Origin of the sequence: Mycobacterium sp. AMU20-3851, assembly GCF_043974665.1 — a bacterium.
GTDB lineage: Bacteria > Actinomycetota > Actinomycetes > Mycobacteriales > Mycobacteriaceae > Mycobacterium.
On the sequence record NZ_CP146371.1, the window covers coordinates 2,075,248 to 2,100,506 of the forward strand.

18 protein-coding genes are annotated in these 25,259 nt (G+C 68.7%); 9 read left to right on the top strand and 9 right to left on the bottom strand.

Going from position 1 to position 25,259, the window contains the following annotated elements:
• Nucleotides 1–120: 120 nt before the first annotated feature.
• The 5 genes from V4U86_RS10020 (at nt 121) to V4U86_RS10040 (ending at nt 9,170) form a co-directional block, all read left to right on the top strand.
• Complete coding sequence (locus V4U86_RS10020; protein ID WP_395311085.1) at nt 121–1,527, top strand: WS/DGAT/MGAT family O-acyltransferase; 1,407 nt, start codon at nt 121–123, stop codon at nt 1,525–1,527.
• A gap of 42 nt (nt 1,528–1,569) precedes the next feature.
• Entirely contained in the window at nt 1,570–3,078 is a 1,509-nt protein-coding gene (locus V4U86_RS10025; protein WP_395311985.1) for an alpha/beta hydrolase, read from the top strand.
• Between the two features lie 88 nt (nt 3,079–3,166).
• Nucleotides 3,167–4,696: an alpha/beta hydrolase gene (locus V4U86_RS10030; RefSeq protein ID WP_395311086.1), complete on the top strand. Its 1,530-nt coding sequence runs from the start codon at nt 3,167–3,169 to the stop codon at nt 4,694–4,696.
• A gap of 133 nt (nt 4,697–4,829) precedes the next feature.
• Nucleotides 4,830–6,170: a type I glutamate--ammonia ligase gene (gene glnA, locus V4U86_RS10035; RefSeq protein WP_395311087.1), complete on the top strand. Its 1,341-nt coding sequence runs from the start codon at nt 4,830–4,832 to the stop codon at nt 6,168–6,170.
• Between the two features lie 30 nt (nt 6,171–6,200).
• Nucleotides 6,201–9,170: a bifunctional [glutamine synthetase] adenylyltransferase/[glutamine synthetase]-adenylyl-L-tyrosine phosphorylase gene (locus V4U86_RS10040; protein WP_395311088.1), complete on the top strand. Its 2,970-nt coding sequence runs from the start codon at nt 6,201–6,203 to the stop codon at nt 9,168–9,170.
• 9 nt (nt 9,171–9,179) lie between these two features.
• Here the strand turns inward: V4U86_RS10040 and V4U86_RS10045 are convergent, their stop codons facing one another.
• Nucleotides 9,180–13,973 carry an Ig-like domain-containing protein gene (locus tag V4U86_RS10045; protein ID WP_395311089.1) on the bottom strand — a complete coding sequence of 1,598 codons (4,794 nt, stop codon included), beginning with the start codon at nt 13,971–13,973 and terminating at the stop codon, nt 9,180–9,182.
• A gap of 134 nt (nt 13,974–14,107) precedes the next feature.
• Between V4U86_RS10045 and V4U86_RS10050 the strand changes: the two genes are divergently transcribed.
• Nucleotides 14,108–14,728: a PaaI family thioesterase gene (locus tag V4U86_RS10050; RefSeq protein ID WP_395311090.1), complete on the top strand. Its 621-nt coding sequence runs from the start codon at nt 14,108–14,110 to the stop codon at nt 14,726–14,728.
• 1 nt (nt 14,729) lies between these two features.
• Here V4U86_RS10050 and V4U86_RS10055 read toward each other — a convergent pair whose 3' ends face one another.
• The 3 genes from V4U86_RS10055 to glnA (V4U86_RS10065) all read right to left on the bottom strand — a co-directional run bounded on the left by V4U86_RS10055 (nt 14,730) and on the right by glnA (V4U86_RS10065) (nt 17,146).
• Nucleotides 14,730–15,161, bottom strand: coding sequence for a DoxX family protein (locus tag V4U86_RS10055; protein ID WP_395311091.1), 432 nt, complete (start codon nt 15,159–15,161; stop codon nt 14,730–14,732).
• A gap of 25 nt (nt 15,162–15,186) precedes the next feature.
• The gene (locus V4U86_RS10060) at nt 15,187–15,618 is read right to left on the bottom strand and encodes a DoxX family protein (protein ID WP_395311092.1); all 432 of its coding nucleotides are present in this window, start codon (nt 15,616–15,618) and stop codon (nt 15,187–15,189) included.
• A 91-nt stretch (nt 15,619–15,709) separates the two neighbouring features.
• Nucleotides 15,710–17,146: a type I glutamate--ammonia ligase gene (gene glnA / locus V4U86_RS10065; protein ID WP_395311093.1), complete on the bottom strand. Its 1,437-nt coding sequence runs from the start codon at nt 17,144–17,146 to the stop codon at nt 15,710–15,712.
• A gap of 117 nt (nt 17,147–17,263) precedes the next feature.
• Here glnA (V4U86_RS10065) and V4U86_RS10070 point away from each other — a divergent pair, with 117 nt between their 5' ends.
• Nucleotides 17,264–17,740 carry an RDD family protein gene (locus V4U86_RS10070; protein WP_395311094.1) on the top strand — a complete coding sequence of 159 codons (477 nt, stop codon included), beginning with the start codon at nt 17,264–17,266 and terminating at the stop codon, nt 17,738–17,740.
• A gap of 58 nt (nt 17,741–17,798) precedes the next feature.
• Here the strand turns inward: V4U86_RS10070 and V4U86_RS10075 are convergent, their stop codons facing one another.
• The 5 genes from V4U86_RS10075 to sucB are packed head-to-tail and all read right to left on the bottom strand — an operon-like array spanning nt 17,799 to nt 22,849.
• On the bottom strand, nt 17,799–18,548 hold the full coding sequence (locus V4U86_RS10075) for a DUF4191 domain-containing protein (RefSeq protein ID WP_395311095.1): 750 nt from the start codon (nt 18,546–18,548) through the stop codon (nt 17,799–17,801).
• A gap of 4 nt (nt 18,549–18,552) precedes the next feature.
• Nucleotides 18,553–19,497: a lipoyl synthase gene (gene lipA, locus V4U86_RS10080; protein WP_395311096.1), complete on the bottom strand. Its 945-nt coding sequence runs from the start codon at nt 19,495–19,497 to the stop codon at nt 18,553–18,555.
• A complete protein-coding gene (gene lipB / locus V4U86_RS10085; RefSeq protein ID WP_395311097.1) occupies nt 19,494–20,159 on the bottom strand; it encodes a lipoyl(octanoyl) transferase LipB in 666 nt (221 codons plus the stop codon). Before lipB ends, lipA begins: the two co-directional genes overlap by 4 nt.
• Before the next feature lie 11 nt (nt 20,160–20,170).
• Entirely contained in the window at nt 20,171–21,082 is a 912-nt protein-coding gene (locus V4U86_RS10090) for a TIGR01777 family oxidoreductase (protein ID WP_395311098.1), read from the bottom strand.
• Nucleotides 21,083–21,085: 3 nt separating this feature from the next.
• Nucleotides 21,086–22,849, bottom strand: a complete 1,764-nt coding sequence (gene sucB, locus V4U86_RS10095) for a 2-oxoglutarate dehydrogenase, E2 component, dihydrolipoamide succinyltransferase (protein WP_395311099.1) — start codon at nt 22,847–22,849, stop codon at nt 21,086–21,088.
• A 146-nt stretch (nt 22,850–22,995) separates the two neighbouring features.
• On the opposite strand from sucB, the gene V4U86_RS10100 reads away from it, so the two are divergent.
• Nucleotides 22,996–23,352, top strand: coding sequence for an oxidoreductase (locus tag V4U86_RS10100; RefSeq protein ID WP_395311986.1), 357 nt, complete (start codon nt 22,996–22,998; stop codon nt 23,350–23,352).
• A 2-nt stretch (nt 23,353–23,354) separates the two neighbouring features.
• The gene (locus V4U86_RS10105; RefSeq protein ID WP_395311100.1) at nt 23,355–25,118 is read left to right on the top strand and encodes an SDR family oxidoreductase; all 1,764 of its coding nucleotides are present in this window, start codon (nt 23,355–23,357) and stop codon (nt 25,116–25,118) included.
• The last annotated feature ends 141 nt before the right edge of the window (nt 25,119–25,259 follow it).

Genomic DNA, 25,259 nt, shown 5'->3' on the forward strand with positions numbered 1-25,259 from the left:
CCACTGCGGGTCCCCGGGTCATCTGACGCCGACCAGTCTGCCACTCGGGCACCCGCAGGTGAACGGCGGAGTTGAGTGGATTTCCTCACATCGCGGTCACCCGCACCTACCATCGGCACCATGCAACGGCGCGCACTTCAACGGCTCAGTGGCCTCGACGCCAGCTTCCTCTACCTCGAAACCGCCGCTCAGCCGCTGCATGTCTGTTCGGTCCTGGAACTGGACACCTCCACCATGCCCGGCGGCTACACCTTCGACCGGCTGCGCGACGAACTGGCCATGCGGATCAAGGCGATGCCCGAGTTCCGGGAGAAGCTGGCCGACAGCCGACTGAACCTGGACCACCCGGTGTGGGTGGAGGACCGGGACTTCGACGTTCAGCGCCACCTGCACCGGATCGGCTTGCCGTCCCCGGGCGGGCGCACCGAACTCTCCGAGATCTGCGGGCACATCGCCTCGCTGCCGCTGGACCGCAGCCGCCCGCTGTGGGAGATGTGGGTGATCGAGAACGTCGCGGGCACCGACGCGCACGACGGCGGACGGCTCGCGTTGCTGACCAAGGTGCACCACGCCGCCGTCGACGGGGTCACCGGGGCCAATCTGATGTCGACGCTGTGCACCACCGAACCGGACGCGCCGCCCCCGGACCCGGTCGAGGGGCCCGGGGACGCCTCCGAACTGGAGATCGCCATCAACGGGGCGGTCAAGTTCGTCACTCGTCCGCTGAAGTTGGTCAACATGCTGCCCTCCACGGTGTCGACCGTGGTCGACACCGCGCGCCGGGCCACCAAGGGACTCACCATGGCCGCGCCGTTCGCGGCGCCCAAGACGCCGTTCAACGCCAACGTGACGGGCCACCGCAATGTGGCGTTCGCCGAACTGGACCTCGCCGACATCAAGACGGTCCGGGGCCACTTCGGGGTGAAGGTCAACGACGTGGTGCTGGCGCTGGTGTCCGGCGTGCTGCGGCGGTTCCTGCTCGACCGCGACGAGCTGCCCGACTCGTCGCTGGTGGCGATGATCCCGGTGTCGGTGCACGACAAGTCCGACCGGCCCGGCCGCAACCAGGTGTCCGGGATGTTCTCCACGCTCTTCACCGACCTGGCCGACCCGGCCGAACGGTTGATGGCGATCGCCTCGGCCAATTCGGTGGCCAAACAACACAGTTCGGCGATCGGCGCGACGCTGCTGCAGGATTGGACGCAATTCGCCGCCCCCGCGGTGTTCGGCGTGGCGATGCGGGTGTACGCCCGCAGCAACCTGTCCGCCGCCGCGCCCGTGCACAACCTGGTGGTGTCCAACGTCCCGGGCCCGCAGATTCCGCTCTACCTGCTCGGCAGCGAGGTCAAGGCGATGTACCCGCTGGGCCCGATCTTCCATGGTTCCGGGCTCAACATCACCGTCATGTCGCTGAACGGCAAACTCGACGTCGGCCTCATCTCATGCCCGGAACTGCTGCCCGACCTGTGGGAGATGGCCGACGACTTCGCCGTCGAACTGGCCGAGTTACTCGCCGCATGTAGGTAGCCTCACCTGCCCCGATGTCGACGCATGGCAGCATGGTCAGCCATGAACCTCAAGCGCGGGGGCCTCGCGGCCGCCATGGCGCTGCTCCTGGTGTCCGGATGCAGCAACGTCGTCGACGGCCGTGCCGTGCTGTCCGCTCCCCGTCCCGGCACGCCCGTGCAGTGGGCGCCGTGCGAGGCCGGCGCGGGGGAGGCGCGGATGCCGATGGGCGCCGAGTGCGGCCTGCTGTCGGTTCCGGTCGACTACGACAACCCGGACGGTGAGGTCGCGCAGATCGCCATGATCCGGATCAAGGCCACCGGCGAGAAGATCGGATCGTTGTTCATCAACCCGGGCGGGCCCGGTGAGTCGGGTGTGAAGGCCGCGGTCAACCTGGTCGGCACGATGCCGCAGTCGGTACGGGAACGGTTCGATCTGGTCGGGTTCGACCCGCGCGGCGTCGGCGGCTCCAAGCCCGCGCTGTGGTGCAACTCCGACGAGGACAACGACCGGCTGCGCGCCGACCCGACGGTCGAATACACCGAGGAGGGCGTCGAGCACATCGAGTCCGAGACCAAGGCGTTCATCGACCGGTGCGTCGAGAAAATGGGCGAGGAGTTCCTGGCGAACGTCGGAACGCAAAGTGTGGCAAAGGATCTCGACGCCATGCGGGAAGCGGTCGGCGACGAGAAGCTGACCTACCTCGGATACTCCTACGGCACCCGGATCGGTGCCACCTACGCCGAGCTGTTCGGCGACAAGGTGCGCGCGATGATCCTGGACGGCGCGGTGGACCCCAACGCCGATCCGGTCGAGGCCGACCTGCGTCAGGCGGCGGCCTTCCAGACCGCGTTCGACGATTACGCCGCGGACTGCGCGAAGGAGCCGGACTGCCCGCTGGGCACCGACCCCGCGAAGGCCACCGACGTGTACAAGGACCTGGTGTACCCGCTGGTCGACAACCCGGCGCCGACGGCCGATCCGCGGGGCCTGGGCTACAGCGACGCGATCGTCGGGACCATCCTGCCGCTGTACTCGCCCAACCTGTGGCGTCACCTGACCGACGGGCTCAAGGAACTGCGCGGCGGCCGCGGGGACACCATGCTGGCGCTGGCCGATCTGTACATGGGCCGGGATGCCAACGGCCACTACAACAATTCCACCGACGTGCGGGTGGCCGTCAACTGCGTCGACGAACCGCCGATCACCGACCGGGCCACGGTCGTCGAGCAGGACCGCCGATCCCGCGAGGTGGCGCCCTTCCTGAGCTACGGCGAGTTCACCGGCATGGCGCCGATGGGCACCTGCTCCTTCTGGCCGGTGCCGCCCACCTCGGAGCCGCACGAGCTGCATGTGCCCGGGCTGCCGCCGTCGTTGGTGGTGTCGACCACCAACGACCCGGCCACTCCGTACCAGGCCGGCGTGGACCTGGCCAAGCAGCTCGGCGGCACGCTGCTCACCTACGAGGGAACCCAGCACACCGTGGTGTTCCAGGGCAACCAGTGCGTCGACGACATCTCGGCCAAGTACGTGATCGACGGGATTCTCCCGCCGGAGGGCACCCGCTGCTGAGCCACGGGTCACGGCCGGGTCTCCGTCTGGTACCCGGGGTGTCTCTGCGCTGATTCGCCGCCCGGGTCACGGCACCGGTCGTGCGAGCATGATCGCCATGCGGCTGGCTGGCAAGATCTCTGCAGTGCTGCTGGCCACGCTCACGGCGGCCGGCGTGATGGGCGCACCCGCGCACGCCGAACCGTCCGCCGCGCTGTACGGGCAGCCGCCGGCCTGGGGTGACTGTGTCCAGTTCCTCGGTGACGCACCGGTGATCGCCACGGCTCAGTGCACCACCGTCCCGGTGCCGATCGACTGGTCCAACCCCGATCCCGAAGGCGCGCAAGCACAATTGGCGCTGATCCGGATCCCGGCCTCCGGGCAGCGGATCGGGACGCTGATGGTCAACCCGGGCGGGCCGGGGGCCTCGGCGGTGGACACCGTCGCCTCGATGGGCACCGCGCTGGCCGAGACCGAGATCGGGCGGCGGTTCGACCTGGTGGGCTTCGACCCGCGCGGTGTCGGCTATTCGACGCCGCAGTTGCGTTGTCGCAGCGACGCCGAGTTCGACGCGTACCGCGCCGAACCGCTGGCCGACTACAGCCCGGGCGGGGTGGCCCACATCGAAGAGGTCTTCGGGAAATTCGCCAAGTCCTGCCTGGACCGGATGGGGCCGCAGTTCCTGGCCAACCTGGGCACCGCGTCGACCGCGCAGGACATGGACGTGGTGCGCGCGGCGCTCGGCGACGAGCAGCTGAACTATCTCGGCTTCTCCTACGGCACCGAACTGGGCACCGCCTACGCCGCGCGGTTCGGTCACCGGGTCCGGGCGATGGTGCTCGACGGGGCGCTGGACCCGGGGTCCGACCCGATCAGCGAAAGCGTCCGTCAGCTCGGCGGATTCCAGCAAGCCTTCGAGGACTACGCCGCCGACTGCGCCACCTCGGCGGGCTGCCCGCTGGGCACCGACCCCACCCAGTTCGTGGAGCGCTACCACCAGCTCATCGACCCGCTGGTGCAGCAGCCGGCACCGACGTCCGACCCGCGCGGGCTCGGCTACGCGGACGCCATCACCGGCACCGCACACGCGCTCTACAGCAAGCGGTACTGGCCGTACCTGACCAGCGGGCTGCTCGGACTGCAACGGGGCACCGATCCCGGTGATCTGCTGGTGCTGGCCGACGAATACCACCGCCGCGACGCGGACGGGCACTACCGCAGTCAGCAGGACGCGTTCACCGCGATCCGCTGCGTGGACTCGACATTCCCGACCGATCCGGCCGCCTGGGTGGACGCCGACCTGCGCACCCGCGCCGCGGCACCGTTCATGGAGTACGGCACGTTCACCGGCTATGCGCCGCGCGACATCTGCGCGATGTGGCCGGTGCCGTCGACCTCGGCGCCCGGGCCCGCGGTCTCACCCGGACCCGGGAAAGTGATCGTGGTGTCCACCACCCGCGACCCCGCCACCCCGTACGAGGCCGGGGTGGAACTGGCCCGTCAGCTCGACGCGCCGCTGGTCACCTTCGAGGGCACCCAGCACACCGTGGTGTTCAACGGGGACGCCTGCGTGGACACCACCGTGCTGGCCTTCCTGACCGATCTCGTTGCGCCGCCGGCGGGGTTGCGCTGCAGCTGAGCCGGGCACCGGAGACCCTCGGATCCGGGCGAGCCGGCATTTCCGATCACCGCAACACCCAATCACGTCCAGGTCGGCTCAACCGCGACGCGTGTGTAACACAGATTTAACAGCTGGTACCTAGGCTTCCAGCATGGACCGCCAGAAGGAATTTGTGCTGCGCACGCTGGAGGAACGCGATATCCGTTTCGTCCGGTTGTGGTTCACCGACGTGCTCGGCTACCTCAAGTCGGTGGCGATCGCGCCCGCAGAACTCGAAGGAGCCTTCGAAGAGGGCATCGGTTTCGATGGTTCGTCCATCGAAGGCTTTGCCCGGGTGTCCGAATCCGACACGGTGGCCCGTCCCGATCCGTCCACCTTCCAGGTGCTGCCGTGGACCGACGGCAGCGGACAGCACTACTCGGCGCGGATGTTCTGCGATATCACCATGCCCGACGGCTCGCCGTCCTGGGCGGACTCCCGGCATGTGCTGCGGCGCCAGCTGGCCAAGGCCAGTGACCTCGGCTTCTCCTGCTACGTGCACCCGGAGATCGAGTTCTTCCTGCTCAAGCCCGGCCCCACCGACGGCACCGTGCCGGTGCCGGCCGACAACGGCGGCTACTTCGACCAGGCCGTGCACGATTCGGCGCCCAACTTCCGTCGGCACGCCATCGACGCGCTGGAGCAGATGGGCATCTCGGTGGAGTTCAGCCACCACGAGGGTGCGCCCGGTCAGCAGGAGATCGACCTGCGCTACGCCGACGCGCTGTCGATGGCCGACAACGTGATGACCTTCCGGTACGTCGTCAAGGAGGTCGCGCTGGCCGACGGCGTGCGGGCCTCGTTCATGCCCAAGCCGTTCGGTGAATACCCCGGCTCGGCCATGCACACCCACATGAGCCTGTTCGAGGGTGACACCAACGCCTTCCACAGCCCCGACGATCCGCTGCAGCTGTCGGACGTGGCCAAGTCCTTCATCGCGGGCATCCTGGAGCACGCCAGTGAGATCAGTGCCGTCACCAACCAGTGGGTGAACTCGTACAAGCGGCTGGTGCACGGCGGCGAGGCGCCGACGGCCGCGTCCTGGGGTGCGGCCAACCGCTCCGCCCTGGTGCGGGTGCCGATGTACACCCCGCACAAGGCGTCCTCGCGGCGGGTCGAGGTGCGCAGCCCCGACTCGGCCTGCAACCCGTACCTGGCCTTCGCGGTGCTGCTGGCCGCCGGCCTGCGTGGCATCGAGAAGAATTACGTGCTGGGGCCGCAGGCCGAGGACAATGTGTGGAGCCTGACCCCCGAGGAACGGCGCGCGATGGGGTACAAGGAGCTGCCCAGCAGCCTGGGCGTGGCGCTCTCGGAGATGGAGAACTCCGAACTGGTCGCGGAAGCGTTGGGGGAGCACGTGTTCGACTACTTCCTGCGCAACAAGCGGGCCGAGTGGGAGGACTACCGCAGCACCGTCACCCCGTTCGAGCTCAAGCACTACCTGTCGCTCTAGTCCGCACCCCTCCCGGGTAACGTCGTCAACGTGGCCAAACCCGCGACGCAGCGACCCAAACTGCCCGGCGTGGGACGGCTCGGCCTGGTCGAGCTGACCGCGCGTGACGACCTGGACCGGCTCGGGTGGAACACCGACGACTACGTCGAACTGTTGTGGTCGTTGTCCCGGGCGCCCGACGCCGACGCCGCGCTGAAGGCGATGGTGCGACTGGCCGACGAACTCGGCCCGGACTGGGCCGAACTCAACCGGGCGCTGCTGACCGACAAGGCGCTGCGCGGACGGCTCTTCTCGGTGCTGGGCGGCTCGCTGGCGCTCGGGGACCACCTGGCGGCCCGCCCGCAGTCCTGGCGGTTGCTGAGTGGCCCGGTGTCGTTGCCCGGCGTCGACGAGTTACGCCGGACCTTCGTCGCCGAGGCCGAGAAGGCCATCGAGAATGCCACCGACAGCCGGTCGGCCTCCCTGGCGTTGCAGACCCTGTACCGGGACCGCCTGCTGGTGCTGGCCGGGCTCGACCTGGCCCCGACCGTCGAGAACGAACCGGTCCTGCAGTTCAGCACGGTCGGCGCGCACCTGTCGGACCTGGCCGATGCCGCACTGGCGGCGGCGCTGACCGTGGCGGTGCACACGGTATGCGGCGAGGACACCCCGGCCCCGGTGATCGCGATCATCGCGATGGGCAAATGTGGTGCCCGCGAACTGAATTACGTCAGTGACGTCGACGTCATCTTCGTGGTGGAGAACGCGGACGCGATCAGCACCCGGGTGGCCGGGGAGCTCATGCGGTTCGCGGCGGACACCTTCTTCGAGGTGGACGCGGCGCTGCGGCCCGAAGGCAAACAGGGCCAGCTCGTGCGCACGCTGGAATCGCACGTGGCCTACTACGAGCGGTGGGCCAAGACCTGGGAGTTCCAGGCGCTGCTCAAGGCACGGCCGGCCGCGGGTGATCCCGAGCTCGGGGCCCGCTACATCGAGGCGCTGATGCCGATGGTCTGGACCGCTTGTGAGCGTGAGGATTTCGTCGTCGAGGTGCAGGCCATGCGCCGCCGGGTGGAGGAACTGGTACCGGCCGGTGTGCGGGACCGGGAGATCAAACTGGGCACCGGCGGGCTACGCGACGTCGAATTCGCGGTGCAGCTCCTGCAATTGGTGCACGGCCGCAACGACGACGCGCTGCACGTGGCCTCCACCGTGGACGCGCTGGCCGCGCTGAGTGCCGGCGGCTACGTCGGCCGCGACGACGCCGCGAACCTGACTGCCTCATATGAGTTCCTGCGTCTGCTGGAGCACCGGCTGCAGCTGCAGCGACTCAAGCGCACCCACATGCTGCCCGAGTCCGACGACGACGAGGGGATGCGCTGGCTGGCCCGCGCGGCGCACATGCGCCCCGACGGCCAGCACGACGCCCTCGGTGTGCTGCGCCAGGAACTCAAGCGCCAGAGCATGCGGGTGTCCAGGCTGCATGCCAAGCTCTTCTACCAGCCGCTGCTGGAATCGGTTGGCAAGCAAGGGTTCGACTCGATGAGCACCGAGGCAGCCGAACGTCAGTTGGCCGCTCTCGGCTACGAGGGTCCGCAGAGCGCGCTGACGCATCTGGCCGCACTGACCGGCGAGGGCGGCCGGCGCGGCCAGATCCAGAAGATTCTGCTGCCCACCCTGCTGGACTGGCTCTCCGACACCCCCGATCCCGATGCCGGGCTGCTGTCCTACCGGCGGATCTCCGAGGAGCTCGGTGACCTGCGCTGGTACCTGGCCACGTTGCGCGACGAGGGTGCGGTCGCCAAACGACTGATGCGGGTGCTGGGCATCTCGGCCTATGTGCCGGACCTGCTGATGCGCGCGCCCGACGTGATCCAGCTGTACGCCGACGGTCCGCAGGGTCCGAAGCTGACTGAGGTGGACCCGGATACGGTGGGCCGCGCGTTGGTGGCATCCGCAGGGCGGCACCGGGATCCGGCGCGCGCCATCGCCGCGGCCCGCACGTTGCGGCGCCGGGAACTGGCCCGGGTCGCCTCGGCGGACCTGCTCGGCATGATGGAGGTGACCGACGTGTGCAGCGCGCTGACCTCCATCTGGGTGGCGGTGCTGCAGGCCGCCCTCGACGTGGTGATGCGGGACAGGGCGCCCAAGGGCGGGCCGCCGGCCCGGATCGCGGTGATCGGCATGGGCCGGCTCGGTGGCGGCGAACTCGGCTACGGGTCGGACGCCGACGTGATGTTCGTGTGTGAGCCGAATTCCGGTGTGGAAGAGACGGTTGCGGTGAAGTGGGCGACCACCGTCGCCGAACAGGTGCGCTCCCTGCTCGGCACGCCCAGCGCCGACCCGCCGCTGGAGGTGGACATCGGGCTGCGCCCGGAGGGTCGCAACGGGCCGTTGGTGCGGACGTTGTCCTCGTATGAGGCCTATTACGCGCAGTGGGCGCAGCCCTGGGAGATTCAGGCGTTGCTGCGGGCGCACCGGGTGGCCGGCGACGTCGAGCTCGGCGAGCGGTTCCTGTTGATGATCGACAAGACCCGTTACCCCGCGGGTGGGGTGTCTGCCGAAGCGGTGCAGGAGATCCGGCGGGTGAAGGCCCGGGTGGATGCCGAGCGGTTGCCGCGCGGTGCGGACCCCAACACGCACACCAAGCTGGGCCGTGGCGGGCTGGCCGATGTGGAGTGGACCGTGCAGCTGTTGCAGTTGCGGTACGGGCATGAGATCCCGGCGCTGCACAACACCTCGACGCTGCAGACGCTGGACGCGATCGGTGCTGCCGAGTTGCTCGCTGAGGGGGACGTGGCACAGCTGCGCGACGCGTGGCTGACCGCCACCCGGGCCCGCAACGCGCTGGTACTGGTGCGGGGCAAACCCACCGACCAGCTGCCCGGGCCGGGACGGCAACTCAATGCCGTCGCCGCGGCGGCGGGCTGGCCGGGCGGGGACGGCGGGGAGTTCCTGGACAACTACCTGAGGGTCACGCGCCGGGCGAAAGCCGTGGTGCGCAACGTATTCGGGGCTTAGCCCGCCGGCCTAGATCAGCCGGTTGTCCCGGACGCCGACCGAGTCGAACGCGGCCTTGATGGCGCTGATCTGGCTGTCGGTGAACCCGTTGGCCCGGGCCGCGCTGACGATCGCGTACCTGGCGTCGACGAACTTCGCCGTCGAGGGCAGTCGGTACAGCGAGTCGTAGAACACCCGCGCCCACTGCTCCCCGGACAGCTCGTCCTTGGTCGCTTCCATCATCTTGTAGGCGGCGAAGTTCGCGATGCCGCTGTTGCTGTGCACATAGTCGAAGTCGTCGTTGGTGTTGCAGCCGCAGTTGTCCACGTAGCGTCCGCTGTAGTTCTCGGGCTGGCGGTAATCCGACGGGTCTTCCATGTTGCGGAACGGGTTTCCGGACGCGTCCTCGGCGAACAGCCAGCGGGCCGCACCGGTCTTGTTCTCGATGAGCGCACCCATGATGTCGGCGTAGGACTCGTTGAGGGCGCCCGATTCGCCGAGGTAGGCAAGACCGTTGACGTACTGGATGACGGCATGGGTGTACTCATGTGCCACCAGATCCAGTGCCGCCTGGGTGTTTCCGGCATCACCGAACACCAGGACCGAACCGGACCAGGCGGCATTGCGCCAACCGGTCGCCGAACTTCCGCCGGGGTTGTAGTCGATGCTCATCATCACGGGTGCGTGGTTGTCGTCGAAGGAATCCCGGCCCAGCACCGTCGAGTAGTAGTCGTGGACCCGGATCATGTTGGCCTGCGCGGAGACCGCCGACCTCAGCCAGCTCGTCGTGTAACCGACCGCGGTGCCCGGGATGCTGGGCAATCCGGACCAGGCGCTCTGATAGGTGGTGGCGTAGGTGCTGATGTTGCGGACCGCGTCGGTCAGCACGATCGAGGTGCCGGTGTTGGCCGCGGCGACGGTCCGCACCTTGCCCAATTGATCTGTGCCGGAGGACCGTACCGGTGCGAGTGCATGCTGGGCGGTGGAGAACTCGTTGATGATGGTGCCGGGTTTCGGGCCGTTGGCGGCGATGAAGTAGCGGGTCCCCACCGAGGGGTAGATGCTGTCGGCCGCCGAGGTGACGACCACCCGCCAGGCCAGCTGGGGTGGGTTGTTGAGATCTTCGTTGTAGATCACCAGATCGGTGTCGAAGCTCAGTGTCGCCAGGAACGCGTCCTTGGTCGCCTGGCTGGGGCGCCCACCGAAGTCGGACAGCAGGTCCGCCTTGACCAGGTCGATGACCTTGGACACCCGGTCCACCGTTCCGGTGGGGACGGTGGACACGCTGCTGACGGCCGGATCGTAGCTGCTGATCAGGCTGGTCACCGTGCCGGTGCTGTCGGTGGTCAGCACCACCTCGCCGCCCATCACCGGCAGGCCGTTGACCGTCGGGCGCAGCCGGTAGTACACGGAGCCGAATGCGTTGGTGGACACCGTGACGTCCGCGGCGTCGGCGAACCCGGCGGGGATCCCCAGGTGGGTGGACATCCGGTTCAGCAGGGCCGCGGCCGAGGCCGCGCCGGTCACGGTGTCGAGGGTGAAGGTGCCGTCGATCGCCCGCACCTTGCCGTTCGGGTTCTTGGCGATGTCGACGTAGCCGGTCAGCGCCAGGTTCTTCAACTCGGCGAGGGTGAGCGTGCCGTCGACGTCGGGGTGCACCGCGGTGATCGGGACGCTGACGTCCACCGGGATGCCGTCCTGGCCGTCGAGGGCCGACACCGTGAACGTCAGCTGGTCCTCGCCGGGGGTGAAGTACGCCCGGTAGCGCGCCGCGGCGGTCGGGGTGAAGGTGAATTCACCGGTGGACCGGTCGATGCTCAGCACCCCGGTGGTGGGGGCGACCGAGGCGAGTAGATAGCTCAGCGGCGACGCATCGGTGACGTGCACCTGGCCGGTGACCACGCCGGTGACCGCGTGTACGGAGTAGGCGACCGCGCCGAGCACGGGCAGGTCATTGCCCGGTGTGGAGGCGGCGATGCTGACCGCGACGGTCAGCATCCGGGTGCCACCGTGCCCGTCGTCGACGGTCACCTGGAACGAGTCGGTGCCGGCGCCGCCGGCGCGTGCGGCGGCGGTGGGGGTGTAACTGAATGTGCCGTCGGCGTTCACCACCACCGTGCCGCGGGACGGCGGTGTGGGCACGGTGAACGTCAGCGCATCCCGGTCGGCGTCGGTGACGGTGAGTGTCCCGGTCACCCGCCCGGTGGCGGCGTCGGTGTTCAGCCCGGTGATGGTGGGCGCGGTGGGCGCGGTGTTACGGGGGCTGATCGGGAGTGCGAGTGGCACCTCGACGACGCCGCCGTGCCCGTCGTCGACGGTGATGGTGTAGTGCGCGATCCGCACCGCCGCCGGGTCGGTCCCGGCTGCGGCATGGCGGGCGGTGACGGTCGGGGTGAAGGTGAACCGACCGTCACCGCCGACCACGAGCGTGCCGGTCATGGTGGCGGTGGTGCCGTCGTAGAAGATGCGGTCGCCGTTGGCGTCGGTGGCCTTCACCGAACCGGTGATCACGCCGGTGCTCGAATTGGGCGTTCCGACGGCCACTTTCACGGTGGGATCGATGTTGGCCGGCACCACCGCGATGGTGATGGTCTGCTGGACAACGCCGCGGCGGCCGTCGTCGACGGTGATGGTGACCGTATCGGTCAGGGCGGACAGTGGCGCGATGTCCGCGGCGGCCTTGTGCCGGGCGGTCGCGGTGGGGGTGTAGCTGAAGCTGCCGTCGGCGCCGAAGGTGATGGTGCCCTTGGTCGGTTTGGTGAGCACGGTGATCTTCAACGGGTCGCCGTCGCCGTCGGTGACGCCGGTGGAACCGGTCACCCGGCCGGTGACCGCGTCGCCGGTGCCGGTCGGCGCCACCACCTCCGGACGCAGATTGGGCGGGACCAGGGACACCACGCGCAGCGCGCCGCCGGCCGGGTCGGTGACGTAGAGCTCCATCCCGTCCGGGCTCGCCGCGATCATGCCGGCGCTGCTGCCGATGTCCAGCGTGCGCAGCCGGGTGCGGGTCGCGGTGCCGTAGACGGTGAAACCGCCGTCCGCGGACGCCAGGAACAGCAGGGTTCCGTCCACGTTGGTGCTGCCGGCGGTGACCGGCGCGGCGACGGTGAACTGGGAGCCGGTCGCGGCGCCGGTGGCCGTGCGCACCGTGACGTCGGTGCCGCCGGTCACGGTATAGACCGATGCGCTGTCCCGGCTGACCGCCAGCACCGACGAACCCGCGGTACCGGCAACGGTTTTCGCGGCATTCGTCCACGACGAGGTGGTGTAGACGGTGATGCCGTTCGGTGTCGTCACGTACACCCGTTTGCCGTTCGGGCTGACGATGACCGAGGTGGCGCCGGTGGTGTTGCCGACCCAGCCGGCGACGCGGTTGGTGGAGGTGCTCAGCTTGGCCATCTTGCCGGTCGCATTGCCGATGTACACCGTCGAACCGGACGGGGTGATGGCCAGGGTGGTGGGTGTGAAGCTGAGCGTGACCTGTCGTTTCACGGTGTTGGTGGCGGTGTCGATCACCGAGATCGAACGGTCGTCGGCGTTCGCGACGTACACGGCCTTGCCGTCGGCCTTGACCACCACCGAAACCGGGTTGCGTCCCACCGGAATGGTCGAGAGCACCGTGCCGTCGAGGGTGTTGACCACCGTCACCGTGCCCGCGGTCGAATCGACCAGGTAGGCACGGCTGTTGGTGGCCGCGACCGCGGTCGGGTTGCCGGCCGCGGTCACCGGGGCCAGGAGGTGGACGGGGGTGGGACTGATCGGGATGGCCACCGCGGTGGTGACTTTGGCGGTTGTGCCGTCGGACACGGTCAGCGTGAACACGGCGTCGTCCACCGGTCCCAGCCAGGCGCGGATGCGTTGCGCGGCGGTGGGGGTGTAGGTGAACACCCCGGCGGAGGTGAAGGTCAGGGTGCCTTCGGTGGGGCGGGTGAGCAGGGCGTAGCTGAGTCTGGCACCCTCGGGATCGGTGGCCACCACGCGTCCGGCGACGGCGCCGGTGGTCGGATCGGGTTCGCCGAGAACCGGTTCGCCGATGATCGGCTGCCCGTTGACGGCTGCGGCGACGGCCATGACGGCCGGGGCCGATGCCGCGGTGACGGCCGGGCTGGGATCGAGTTGGCGCCGGGCGGCCGCCAGCATCACCCACAGGCCCGGGAACTCGACGGGGGTGCCGGGCTTGCTGCCGTGAAACGGCGCGGTCAGCGCCGACAGCACAGTGGTGACGACCTGCGCCGGGGTGGGCAGCGAAAGCTGCGGAACAGCCCGGGGGACAGCATCGTTCAGTGCGGCCGCCGATGTGGAGGCGGTGACCACCGGGGCCGAGACCTTATCGGGCGATTCGGCGGCGGTGGCGCGCTGGATCGTCGTCGCGGGCTGCTCGGCGTCGTCGTCGTGCCGTGTCGTCCGCGACGGCGCCGCCGCGGTCCGGGCGGATCGAGCGGTGATGGCGGTGCGCGGCTTCTTCTTCGGGCTGATCGTCCGGGCCGGGACAGGGTCGGGGTCGGTCACCTCGGCGGCGTCTTCGACGATGCTGTCCGGCACGGCCGCCTCCGCCGCGGCGGTGCTCGCGCCGGGCTCGGTATCTGGGTTGTGCCCGCCCGATTCGGTGCCGGCCGTTTCGGTGCCCGCGGTGTCGGTACCGCTGGAGCCGGATGTGCTGTCGGACTGGCTGGTCTCGGAGCCCCCGGTGTCCGGATCGGCCCATGCCGTCGGTGTCGGCAGCACGACGCCGGAACCGATGCCCAACCCGATTCCCAGCGCCACCGCGAGCGCGCCCACGCGGCCCACATAGCGCGCGTCACCCGCTGTGATCGAGTCCTTCACGACCAATGCCTCCGTCTCGACGCCGGCCGAGTCGGGGCAGCGGCGGCTTTGCTGGAAGTACACCACAAAAGTGCCCTCGACCGTCGCCGATGGGCGCGTTCAGGGGTGGCGCGGCCGCCTGATAGAACCAGATGATGTTCACCGAGATCACGGCCGACGAACACGACCGTCAGCTGGCACTGCACGGGCCCCTGACGGCGGCGGTGCGCCGGTTGGTCGAGGCCAGCATCAGCACCGGCGCCGACAGTGCGACCATCCGGCAGGCACAGCTCGCCCTGGAGGCGGTCGCGGAGACGCTGGAGCAACAGCGTCACGACGGGCCCCGGACCATGCGTCACGCGGAGACCGGGCGGCCGGTGGTCCTGGCCGATCCGGTGATCGGGTTGCGGAACGCGATCGCGCCCCCGTTGACGGTCGAGCACACCGAATCAGGCCGCTGCCGGACCGAATTCAGTCTCGGCGCACCCTATGAGGGCCCACCCGGACGGGTGCACGGTGGCATCTGCGCGCTGGTGCTCGACCACATCCTCGGTGAGGTGGCCAGTGACGGACTGCGCCAGCCGCGGTTCACCGGCACGCTCACGCTGAAATATCTGCGCGCCACTCCGCTCGGGCCGCTGCGCGCCGAGGCCTGGGTGGAACGAACCGAGGGCATCAAAGCCTTTGCCCGCGGCCAGATCCTGGACGACGAAGGCGTGACCGTGGAAGCCGAGGGGATCTTCATCGCGCCGGCGTGGGCGCGCGAAGCCGGCTGAGTCAGACCGCCGGCGCGGCCGACCTGCGCCGTATCACGTTGTCCAGGGCGATCGCACCGCCGCCGGTGAACACCAGCAGGAAGAACCCGAAGCAGAACAGCACCGCGGGTTCACCGCCGTTGTCGATGGGCCAGAATGCCTTCGGGAAGTGCGAGCTGAAGAACGCGTAGGCCATCTGGCCGGAGGCGATGAACGCCGCGATGCGGGTGAACAGCCCGACCAGGATCAGCAGTCCCAGGGCCACCTCAAGGACACCGGCATACCAGTACGGCCAGGTGCCGAACGGGACGGTGCCGCTGGACGCGGCGCTGGGGAACCCGAACAGCTTCTGGGTGCCGTGCAGGGTGAACAGGAGTCCGAACACGATTCGAAAAACCGAGAGCACAACGGGAGCGAACTTCGTGAGCTTGGTGTCGATATCTGTCGTGGCCATGCCCAATGGTAGGACTACGGTCCGTTTAATTGCCAGTCTCGGGGGTGCGGGTGCGTAGCCGATCCAGCGAATAGGGTCCCGGACCGGCGAAGACCAGCAGGAAGAACGCGAAACAGAACAGGATCGGGCTCAACCCGCCGTTGCCGCCGTATTCCGGCGGGACGATGGGCCACAGCCCCATCGGCTGGTGCTGCCAGAAGTAGGCCACCGCCATCGTGCCGGAGGCGATGAAAGCCGCTGCACGGGTGAACAACCCGAGCATGATCAGCAGGCCGGCGACCAGTTCGATCAGGCCCGCGTACCAGGCGGGCCAAGCGCCGAATGGTTGCGTCATCGCAATCGGCCAGCCGAACATCTTCGAGGTGCCGAACGCGGCGAACAAGAATCCGAACACGATACGGAACAGGCTCAGCACCGTCGGTGCGAACGCGTCCAGGCGGGCGGACAGGTTGATCATGGTTTTCGACCCTACCCACTGACACCGACACAGAGGAGGCCCCCGGCGAACCGGGGGCCTCCAATGTTTGCGCTCAACGACCTACGGCGACCTAGACGTCGTAGTAGAGCGAGAACTCGTACGGGTGAGGCCGGATCTGGATCGGCATGATCTCGTTCTCCCGCTTGTAGGAGATCCAGGTCTCGATGAGGTCCTCGGTGAACACGCCACCCTCGGTGAGGTACTCGTGGTCCTCTTCGAGGCGGTCGATCACCGCGGCCAGCGAGGTCGGGGCCTGCGGGATGTTGGCGGCCTCGTCCGGCGGCAGCTCGTAGAGGTCCTTGTCGACCGGGGCCAGCGGCTCGATCTTCTTCTTGATGCCGTCGATGCCGGCCATCAGCATCGCCGCGAACGCCAGGTACGGGTTACCCGAGCTGTCCGGGCAGCGGAACTCGAGGCGCTTGGCCTTCGGGTTGTTGCCGGTGATCGGGATACGGACACAGGCCGAGCGGTTGCGCTGGCTGTACACCAGGTTGATCGGGGCCTCGTAGCCCGGCACCAGACGCTTGTAGGAGTTCACCGTCGGGTTGGTGAACGCCAGCAGCGACGGGGCGTGGTGCAGGATGCCGCCGATGTAGTGACGGGCGATGTCGGACAGGCCCGCGTAGCCGGACTCGTCGTGGAACAGCGGCTTGCCGTCCTTCCACAGCGACTGGTGGGCGTGCATACCCGAACCGTTGTCGCCGAACAGCGGCTTCGGCATGAAGGTGACGGTCTTGCCGTTCTGCCATGCCGTGTTCTTGATGATGTACTTGAACAGCAGCACATCGTCGGCCGCGGCCAGCAGCGTGTCGAACTTGTAGTTGATCTCGGCCTGCCCGGCGGTACCCACCTCGTGGTGGCCGCGCTCCAGGATGAACCCGGCGTTGGTCAGGTTGGTGGCCATCTCATCGCGCAGGTCGACGTAGTGGTCGTAGGGCGCGACGGGGAAGTAGCCACCCTTGGGGCGGACCTTGTAGCCGCGGTTGGGTGAGCCGTCGGCCTCGTAGGGCTCGCCGCTGTTCCACCAGCCGGACTCGGAGTCCACCTCGTAGAAGGTGCCGTTCATCTTCGAGTCGAAGCTCACCGAGTCGAAGATGTAGAACTCGGCCTCGGCGCCGAAGTAGCACGTGTCGGCGATGCCGGTGCTGACGAGGTAGTTCTCCGCCTTGCGGGCCACGTTGCGCGGGTCGCGCGAGTACGCCTCGCGGGTGAACGGGTCATGCACGAAGAAGTTCAGGTTCAGCGTCTTGGCCGCCCGGAACGGATCGATGCGCGCCGTGTTGGGATCGGGCAGCAGCATCATGTCGGACTCGTGGATCGACTGGAAGCCGCGCACTGAGGAGCCGTCGAAGGCGAGCCCGTCCTCGAACACGCTCTCGTCGAACGCCGATGCCGGGATCGAGAAGTGCTGGACGACACCGGGCAGATCGCAGAACCGAATGTCGACGTACTCGACGTTTTCGTCCTTGATCAGCTTGAAGATGTCATCGGAGGTCTTTTCTGCCACTACGAATTCTCCTTTTCTGGTGACCCGCGCGTTGACGCTAAGGACACGATGTTGCACGGTCATCAACCGGATGTTGCGTAGAAGTTACGCAATGGCCCTCGCTCTATGCTTGGCTGCATGGCCCGTGATCTCTCATCCTGGTTGTCTGGACCCGAACCTTCAAGCTCGGGCGCGCCGGGGGAGCCGCCGAACGAGTACCCGGGCCATCGACTGGGTTTTCCGCAATACGGGCCGGGTTCCATCGCCGGATTCGGTCGACGAACCGCAGCGCTGCTGGTCGACTGGCTGATCTCCTACGGTCTGGCCGCCCTCGGAATGAGCATGGGCCTGCTGTCTCTGCAGGCCCTGTCCACCGCGGTGCTGGTGATCTGGCTGGTGCTGGGTGTGGTGTCGGTGCGGATGTTCGGCTTCACACCAGGTCAGGCAGCGCTCGGACTGATGGTGGTGTCCGTCGACAACCGCCGGCATGTGGGAGTGGGCCGGGCGATCGCCCGCGGCCTGCTGACCGCGCTGGTGATTCCGGCGCTGTTCACCGACAGCGACCAGCGCAGCCTGCACGACCTGGCCACCAAGACCGCCGTGGTGCGGCGATGAGCGCTCGCGCGGCGAGCGGACGGTAACGACAGTCACACCGTCGCGCGGACGGCAGTTGCTACTTGCGCCGCACGGTGCGCTGCACGCCGCGCATCTTGGCGCCGTTGGGCATCGGGCCCTTGGGCATGGCCGCCGGGCCGACCTTCGAACCCAGCGCCACCAGCCGTGACTCCAGCGAATCGATCTGCTTGACCGAGATGTTGGCGGGCAACTTGTTGAGGTGGCGCTCCAGCTTGGCCAGGGGCACCTCGCCCTCGCCGTTACCGACGACGATGTCGTAGATCGGGACATCGCCGACCAGGCGCGCGACGCGCTTCTTCTCCTGAGCCAGCAGCGGTTTCACCCGTGAAGGTGCGCCCTCACCGACCAGGAGCACGCCGGGCCGACCGATCACCCGGTGCACCGCGTCAAAGTGTCCGGTCGCCGCGACGCCGGGGGTGACGCGCCACTTGCCGCGCAGGTTGTCCAACGCCCACGCCGCCGCACCCGTCTGGCCGTCGGCCTTCTTGTACACCGACTTCTGCGCGCGACGGCCGAAGATGATGAACGCGACGAGTGCGCCGAGGATGACGCCGAGCGGGATCATCAAGTACGTGGTGAACCCGCCGGCGAAGATGCCCAGCGCCACCGAGGCCCCGACGATCACGACGAACGCCCCGACCATGTACGGCAGCAGGCGCTTGTCTTCTTTGCGCTGAATCTGGAATGCCTGCCACAGCTGGCTGCGCCGCTGCTTGGACGCCGCCTTGCGGGCGGCCTTGGCCTCGGCCTTGGCTGCCTTGGTCTGGGCGGGAGTACGTTTCGCCATCACATCAGGATACGGGTGGAGTCGCGGCCGTCCGAACCCGTGCCGCCTGCTCGTAGAGCCGGCCCGCGCGGTAGGACGAGCGCACCAATGGTCCGGCCAACACGCCGGCGAAACCGAGCCCCTCCGCGAACGTCGTGAACTCGACGAACTCGTCGGGGTGCACCCAGCGGTCCACCGGGTGGTGGCGCGGTGACGGACGCAGGTACTGGGTGATGGTGACGATGTCGCAGCCGGCCTCGTGCAGGTCGACCAGCGCGGTGCGCACCTCGTCGGGGGTCTCGCCCATCCCCAGGATCAGATTGCTCTTGGTCACCAGGCCGAAGTCGCGCGCGGCGGTGATGACGTCGAGGCTGCGCTGGTAACGGAACGCGGGCCGGATCCGCTTGAAGATGCGCGGCACGGTTTCGACGTTGTGCGCGAACACTTCCGGCCGGGACTCGAACACCTCGGTGAGCTGCTCAGGGTTGCCGTTGAAGTCCGGGGCCAGCAACTCGACACCGGTGTTCGGGTTGAGCGCGTGGATCTGGCGGACCGTCTCGGCGTACAGCCAGGCCCCGCCGTCGGGCAGGTCGTCGCGGGCAACGCCGGTGACGGTGGAGTACCGCAGACCCATCGCCTGCACGCTCTCGGCGACCCTGCGGGGTTCGTCGCGGTCCAACTCGGCGGGCTTGCCGGTGTCGATCTGGCAGAAGTCGCAGCGCCGGGTGCATTGCTCGCCGCCGATGAGGAAGGTGGCCTCGCGGTCCTCCCAGCATTCGTAGATGTTGGGGCAGCCGGCCTCTTCGCAGACGGTGTGCAGACCCTCGCGGCGGACCAGACTCTTCAGCTCGGTGTACTCCGGACCGGTGCGCAGCTTGGTCTTGATCCACGGCGGCTTGCGCTCGATCGGGGTCTCGGCGTTGCGCACCTCGAGGCGCAGGAGCTTACGGCCTTCGGGTACGACAGTCACTCGGACAATGCTACTCGGATGCGTCCGTCCAGGGCGTCGGAGACGGCATCGGCCACCGCGGTGGTGACATCTTTCACTGCGACGGGTCGACCCAATTCAGCGGTCAGCGAGGTGACCCCGGCGTCGGCGATGCCGCACGGGATGATGCCGCCGAACGCGTCCAGGTCGCAGTCACAGTTCAGCGAGAAGCCGTGCAGGGTAACCCCGCGTGCCACCCGGATGCCGATCGCGGCCACCTTGGCGGGGGTGCGAACGCCCGGGACCCACACCCCGGACCTGCCCTCGACCCGGCCCGACTCCACCCCGAAGCCCGCGCACACCGAGATGAGCGCTTCCTCAAGGCGCCGAACGAAATTCACCACATCGAGCGGCTCGGTCAGCCCGATGATCGGATAACCGACCAGCTGTCCCGGTCCGTGCCAGGTGATCTTGCCGCCGCGGTCGGTGTCCACCACGGGAGTGCCGTCGGTGGGGCGCTCGTGCGCCTCGGTGCGTTTCCCGGCGGTGTAGACCGGGGGGTGTTCGAGCAGCAGCAATGTGTCCGGGCCGCCGGACACCCGCTCCTCGGCGATCTCGCGCTGCAGTTGCCAGGCCTCGCGATAGTCGACCGTGCCCAGCAGTTTGACCTGCAGGGGCGCCGAGGAAGACCGGATGGAATCCATGAAAGACAACGCTACGCCGGGGGCGCGCCGGCGGTGGCATAGGCGAGCGCCTCGCCGACGGTCTTGTGCCGGAACCCGAAGCCGGCCCGCTCCAGCACGGCCGGGATGGCCCGTTGCCCACTCAGCAAGCCCTCGTCGGCGAACTCGCCGAGCAGCGCGCGCAGCGCGAACCCCGGCACGCTCACCGGGGTCGGGCGTTTCAGCGCACGGCCGAACGCCGCGGTGAACTCGGCATTGGTGACCGGCGCCGGCCCGGTCATATTGACCGGACCGGACACGTCGTGGCGGTCGATGAGGAACTGGATCGCCCGGATCTGGTCGTCGAGGCTGATCCACGGAAAGTACTGCCGCCCATTGCCGAGCCGGGCCCCCAGGCCGAACCCGAACAGCGGGCGCAACCGGCTGAGCATCCCGCCACCGGGCGACAGCACGAGCCCGGTGCGCAGCAGCACCACCCGCGCGCCGCCCTGGTCTGCCGCCGCGGTGGCAGCCTCCCAGTCCGCACACAGCTGCGCCAGGAAACCGCTTCCGCGCGAGGCGGTTTCGTCGACCACGCGATCACGGGTGTCGCCGTAGTAGCCGACGGCGCTCGCATTGACCAGCACCGGCACACCGGCGTCGGCGACCGCCCCGGCAAGCACCTCGGTGGGGCCGATCCTGCTGTCGCGCAGGCTCTGCTTGAACGCCCCGGACCACCGCTTGGATCCGACACCGACGCCGCACAGATTCACCACGGCGTCGACGCCGGCCAGCTCGCCGACGTCGAACTCACCGGTGTCCGGATTCCAGAACACCTCCTCGGCGGAGGACGGGCGACGGCGCACGAGGCGGATCACCCGGTGATCGGCGGTGCGCAACGCCGTCGTCAGCGCCGATCCGATCAGACCCGAGGAACCCGCGATCGCGACGACCATCCCCGCCATCGGTTAGAGCCCCAGGTCGGCCTCGAAAGCGCCTTCCTCAAGCCGGCGCTTGACGGTGGTGAGGAAACGGCCGGCGTCGGCGCCGTCGATCAGGCGGTGGTCGTAGGTCAGCGGCAGGTAGGCCACCGAACGCACACCGATCGACTCGTTGCCGAACTCGTCGACGATCACCCGGGGACGCTTGACGATGGCGCCGGTGCCCAGCATCGCCGCCTGCGGCGGAACCAGGATCGGGGTGTCGAACAGCGCGCCCTGGCTGCCGATGTTGGTGATGGTGAAGGTGCCACCGGACAGCTCATCGGGCTTCAGGTTGCCCGACCGGGCGCGCGCGGCGATATCGGAGATCGCGCGGGCCAGGCCGCCCAGGGACAGGTCGCCGGCGTTGTGCACGACCGGGGAGAGCAGGCCCTGCTCGGTATCCACCGCGAAGCCCAGATGCTCGGCGTCGTAGTAGGTGATCTGCTTGCTGTCCTCGTCGTAGCTGGCGTTGATGTTCGGGTGCGCCTTGAGTGCGTCGACCACCGCGACCGCGAAGAACGGCAGGAAGGTCAGATTGACGCCTTCGCGTTCGGCGAAGCTCTTCTTGGCCTTGGCGCGCAGCGACACGATCTTGGTCAGGTCCACCTCGTGCACCTGGGTGAGCTGCGCCGTGGTCTGCAGCGACTCCCGGGTCTTTTTGGCGGTGATCTGCCGGATCCGGTTGGCCTTCTGGGTGGTGCCGCGCAGGTGGGCCAGCGCCGGTGTGGGTGCCGACGAGGCGGCAGCCTTGGCGGCCGGTGCCGAGGGGGCAGCCGCGGCCGGGGCCTCGGGAGCCTTCTTGGACTCGGCGGCGGCGAGCACGTCCTGCTTGCGGATGCGGCCGCCGACGCCGGTGCCCTTCACCGAGGCCAGGTCGACGCCGTTCTCGGAGGCGAGCTTGCGCACCAGCGGGGTCACGTAGGGCGAACCATCACCGGACGGCGCACTCGCGGCCGCCGGCGTGGGTTCGGACTTCGGCTCCGGCTTGGGCTCGGGCTTGGGTTCCGGCTTGGGCTCGGGCTTGGGTTCCGGCTTGGCCTCGGCCTTGGGGGCCGGCTCGGGCTCGGGCTCCGGTTCGGGTTCGGGCTCCGGCTCGGGCTCGGGCTCGGGCTCGGATGCGGCACCGGCGTCGCCGATCTTGGCCAGTTCGCCGCCCACGGCGACCACGTCATCCTCTTCGGCGCTGATCGACAGCAGGGTGCCGGCGACCGGCGACGGGATCTCGGTGTCGACCTTGTCGGTGGACACCTCGACCAGCGGCTCGTCCACCTCGATGGTGTCGCCGACCTTCTTCAGCCAGCGGGTGACGGTGCCCTCGGTGACCGACTCGCCCAGCTCGGGCATCGTCACCGAGGTGGACTTGCCGCCGCCGGAGGCGGCGGGCTTGGCCGGCTCGGGTTCGGCCGGCTGGGATTCGGGTTCGGCCTCTTCGGCGGCGGGCTCGGGTTCCGGCTCGGGTTCGGGCTGAGCTTCCTCGGCGGGGGTGGAGTCACCAGACGGGGCGGACTCGCCCTCTTCGCCGATCAAAGCGAGGTCGCCGCCGATCTCGACGACGTCGTCCTCGGCCGCGATGATCTTGGTGAGCACACCGGCGGCGGGCGAGGGGATCTCGGTGTCGACCTTGTCGGTGCTGACCTCAAGGAGGGGTTCGTCGACGGCGACGGTGTCGCCCTCTTGTTTGAGCCATCTGGTGACGGTCCCCTCGGTGACGCTCTCACCGAGTGCGGGCATCTGGACGGAGATTGCCATGGGCTTTGACTCCTCGAAAGTCATCGTCACGTATCGATTGCTGTCTGCCCTTCTATCCTGTCATGTCCGCGGTGCTCGTTCGTGACGGACCGTCGACTCCATGCTCTGGCACCATCGAAGAAGGCATGCGAGAGGAGTATCCGCAGTTGGGACTGTTGGACAGGTGGCGGCGCCCGCGAGGCGGATCGCGCGCGCAGGACCGTGAACAAGCTTCAGCCGATCTGACCTACCTCCGCAACTGGGTTGCCACCCACACCGGTGTGGAGGCGTTCGTCGAACCCCAGACGACCGTCACCGAGGTGACCGTGGTGCTGGTGGCCGCCGACGGCGAATGGACCCGGCGGCGCACCGGTGGGCACGCGGGGGCCCGGAAGCTGAGCGGGAAGCTCAACGTTCCCGTCTACGACGTGCAGAAGGTGGGCTATCCGCAGCGGATGCGCGACTACGATTCCCGACGCCGGATCGAGCGCGACCGGGCCATGCGCAGAGACCTCGAAGGATAGCCATGACTGACAGGGCCGAACGGTTCGTCGACAGTGCCGACGGCACCCGGATCGCCGTCTTCGAAGAGGGCAATCCGGACGGACCCACGGTGGTGCTGGTGCACGGCTGGCCGGATTCTCACGTGCTGTGGGACGGCGTGGTCCCGTTGCTCGCCGACCGGTTCCGGATCATCCGGTACGACAACCGCGGGGTGGGTGCCTCGGCGGTGCCCAGACACTTCTCCAGCTACACGATGGCCCGCTTCGCCGACGACTTCGCGGCCGTCGCCGGCGCCGTCAGCCCGGACGCGCCGGTGCATGTGCTCGCCCACGACTGGGGCTCGGTCGGGGTGTGGGAGTACCTCGCGCGGCCCGAATCCACGTCCGTCGTAGCGTCGTTCACCTCGGTGTCGGGCCCGAGCAGTGACCACCTCAACCGCTTCGTCATCGACGGCCTCAAGCGGCCGTACCGGCCGCGGCGGTTCGTCCGCGGACTCAGCCAGTTGGCCCGGCTGTCCTACATGGGGGCGTTCTCCACTCCGGTGCTGGCGCCGGCGGCCGTGCGGTTCGCGTTCGCCCGGGGCAACATGCGGCGCCGGCTGCTCAAGGACGGCATCGCGCCGGAGGCCATCCACCATTCGGCAACCTTCGTCGGCGATGCCGCGAACAGCATGAAGGTGTACCGCGCCAACTTCTTTCGCGGGTTGGGTACCGCCCGTGCCGACCACCGTGTCGACGTCCCGGTGCAGCTGATCGTCAATGCCAACGATCCGTACGTACGGTCCTACGCCTTCGCCGAGATCGGATCCTGGGTGCCGCAACTGTGGCGTCGTGACCTGATCGCCGGGCACTGGGCGCCGATGTCGCATCCGGCCGCACTGGCCCGCGCCGTCACCCAACTCGTCGATCACCTCTCCGGGGCGCCCGCACATCGCGAACTCGCCCGGGCCCGGGTCGGTGTGGAACGTGCGCCGTTCGGGGACCGGTTGGTGTCGGTGACCGGCGCCGGCAGCGGCATCGGCCGCGCCACCGCGGTGGCGTTCGCAGAACAGGGCGCCGAAGTGGTGGTCAGCGACATCGACGAAGATGCCGCCGCGGCCACCGTCGCGGAGATCACCGCCGCGGGCGGCAGCGCGCACGCCTACCGTCTCGACGTGGCCGACGCGGACGCGGTGAACCGGTTCGCCGAGCAGGTGTGTGACACCCACGGTGTGCCCGACATCCTGGTGAACAACGCCGGGGTCGGTCACGCCGGGATGTTCCTGGACACCTCGCCAGAGCAGTACGACCGGGTGCTGAACGTCAATTTCGGCGGGGTGGTGAACTGCTGCCGGGCCTTCGCGCCGCGGATGGTGCAGCGCGGGTCCGGCGGGCACGTCGTCAACGTTTCCTCGATGGCGGCCTACGCACCGACCCGGGTGATGAACGCGTACGCCACCAGCAAGGCCGCGGTGTTCATGTTCTCGGATTGCCTGCGCGCCGAACTGGATCCCGCGGGCATCGGGCTGACCACCGTGTGCCCCGGCGTGGTGGACACCAACATCATCGACGGCACCCAATTCGACCTGCCCGGCCACGAATCCGAGGTCGACGCCCTGCGCACCCGGATCAAGAAGGGCTTCGCGTTCCGCCGGTACGGCCCCGAGAAGGTGGCCAAGGCCATCCTGGACGCGGTGCAGAAGAACAAGCCGGTGCGGCCGGTGACCCCGGAGGCGTACCTGGTCTACGGGGCGGCGCACGCCTTTCCGCAGGTGATGCGCAGTACCGCGCGGAGTAATCTGCGTTGATGGGGGTGGCGGGGGCAGGCCCCCGCTGGATGGGCGCGCGGTCTCCGGTGTGCCCGATCGGCGACCAACGAACGGGATCGGCGGCCGGCAGTCCCAGATCCGAAGCGCCGACCGTCCACCCCCGCAGCGGCTTTCGCCGCA

Coding starts and splice junctions, on each gene's coding strand:
- V4U86_RS10020 (WP_395311085.1), top strand. CDS start 121: ATGCAACGGCGCGCACTTCAACGGCTCAGTGGCCTCGACGCCAGCTTC.
- V4U86_RS10025 (WP_395311985.1), top strand. CDS start 1,570: ATGAACCTCAAGCGCGGGGGCCTCGCGGCCGCCATGGCGCTGCTCCTG.
- V4U86_RS10030 (WP_395311086.1), top strand. CDS start 3,167: ATGATCGCCATGCGGCTGGCTGGCAAGATCTCTGCAGTGCTGCTGGCC.
- glnA (WP_395311087.1), top strand. CDS start 4,830: ATGGACCGCCAGAAGGAATTTGTGCTGCGCACGCTGGAGGAACGCGAT.
- V4U86_RS10050 (WP_395311090.1), top strand. CDS start 14,108: ATGTTCACCGAGATCACGGCCGACGAACACGACCGTCAGCTGGCACTG.
- V4U86_RS10055 (WP_395311091.1), bottom strand. CDS start 15,161: ATGGCCACGACAGATATCGACACCAAGCTCACGAAGTTCGCTCCCGTT.
- V4U86_RS10060 (WP_395311092.1), bottom strand. CDS start 15,618: ATGATCAACCTGTCCGCCCGCCTGGACGCGTTCGCACCGACGGTGCTG.
- V4U86_RS10070 (WP_395311094.1), top strand. CDS start 17,264: ATGGCCCGTGATCTCTCATCCTGGTTGTCTGGACCCGAACCTTCAAGC.
- V4U86_RS10075 (WP_395311095.1), bottom strand. CDS start 18,548: ATGGCGAAACGTACTCCCGCCCAGACCAAGGCAGCCAAGGCCGAGGCC.
- lipB (WP_395311097.1), bottom strand. CDS start 20,159: ATGGATTCCATCCGGTCTTCCTCGGCGCCCCTGCAGGTCAAACTGCTG.
- V4U86_RS10090 (WP_395311098.1), bottom strand. CDS start 21,082: ATGGCGGGGATGGTCGTCGCGATCGCGGGTTCCTCGGGTCTGATCGGA.
- sucB (WP_395311099.1), bottom strand. CDS start 22,849: ATGGCAATCTCCGTCCAGATGCCCGCACTCGGTGAGAGCGTCACCGAG.
- V4U86_RS10105 (WP_395311100.1), top strand. CDS start 23,355: ATGACTGACAGGGCCGAACGGTTCGTCGACAGTGCCGACGGCACCCGG.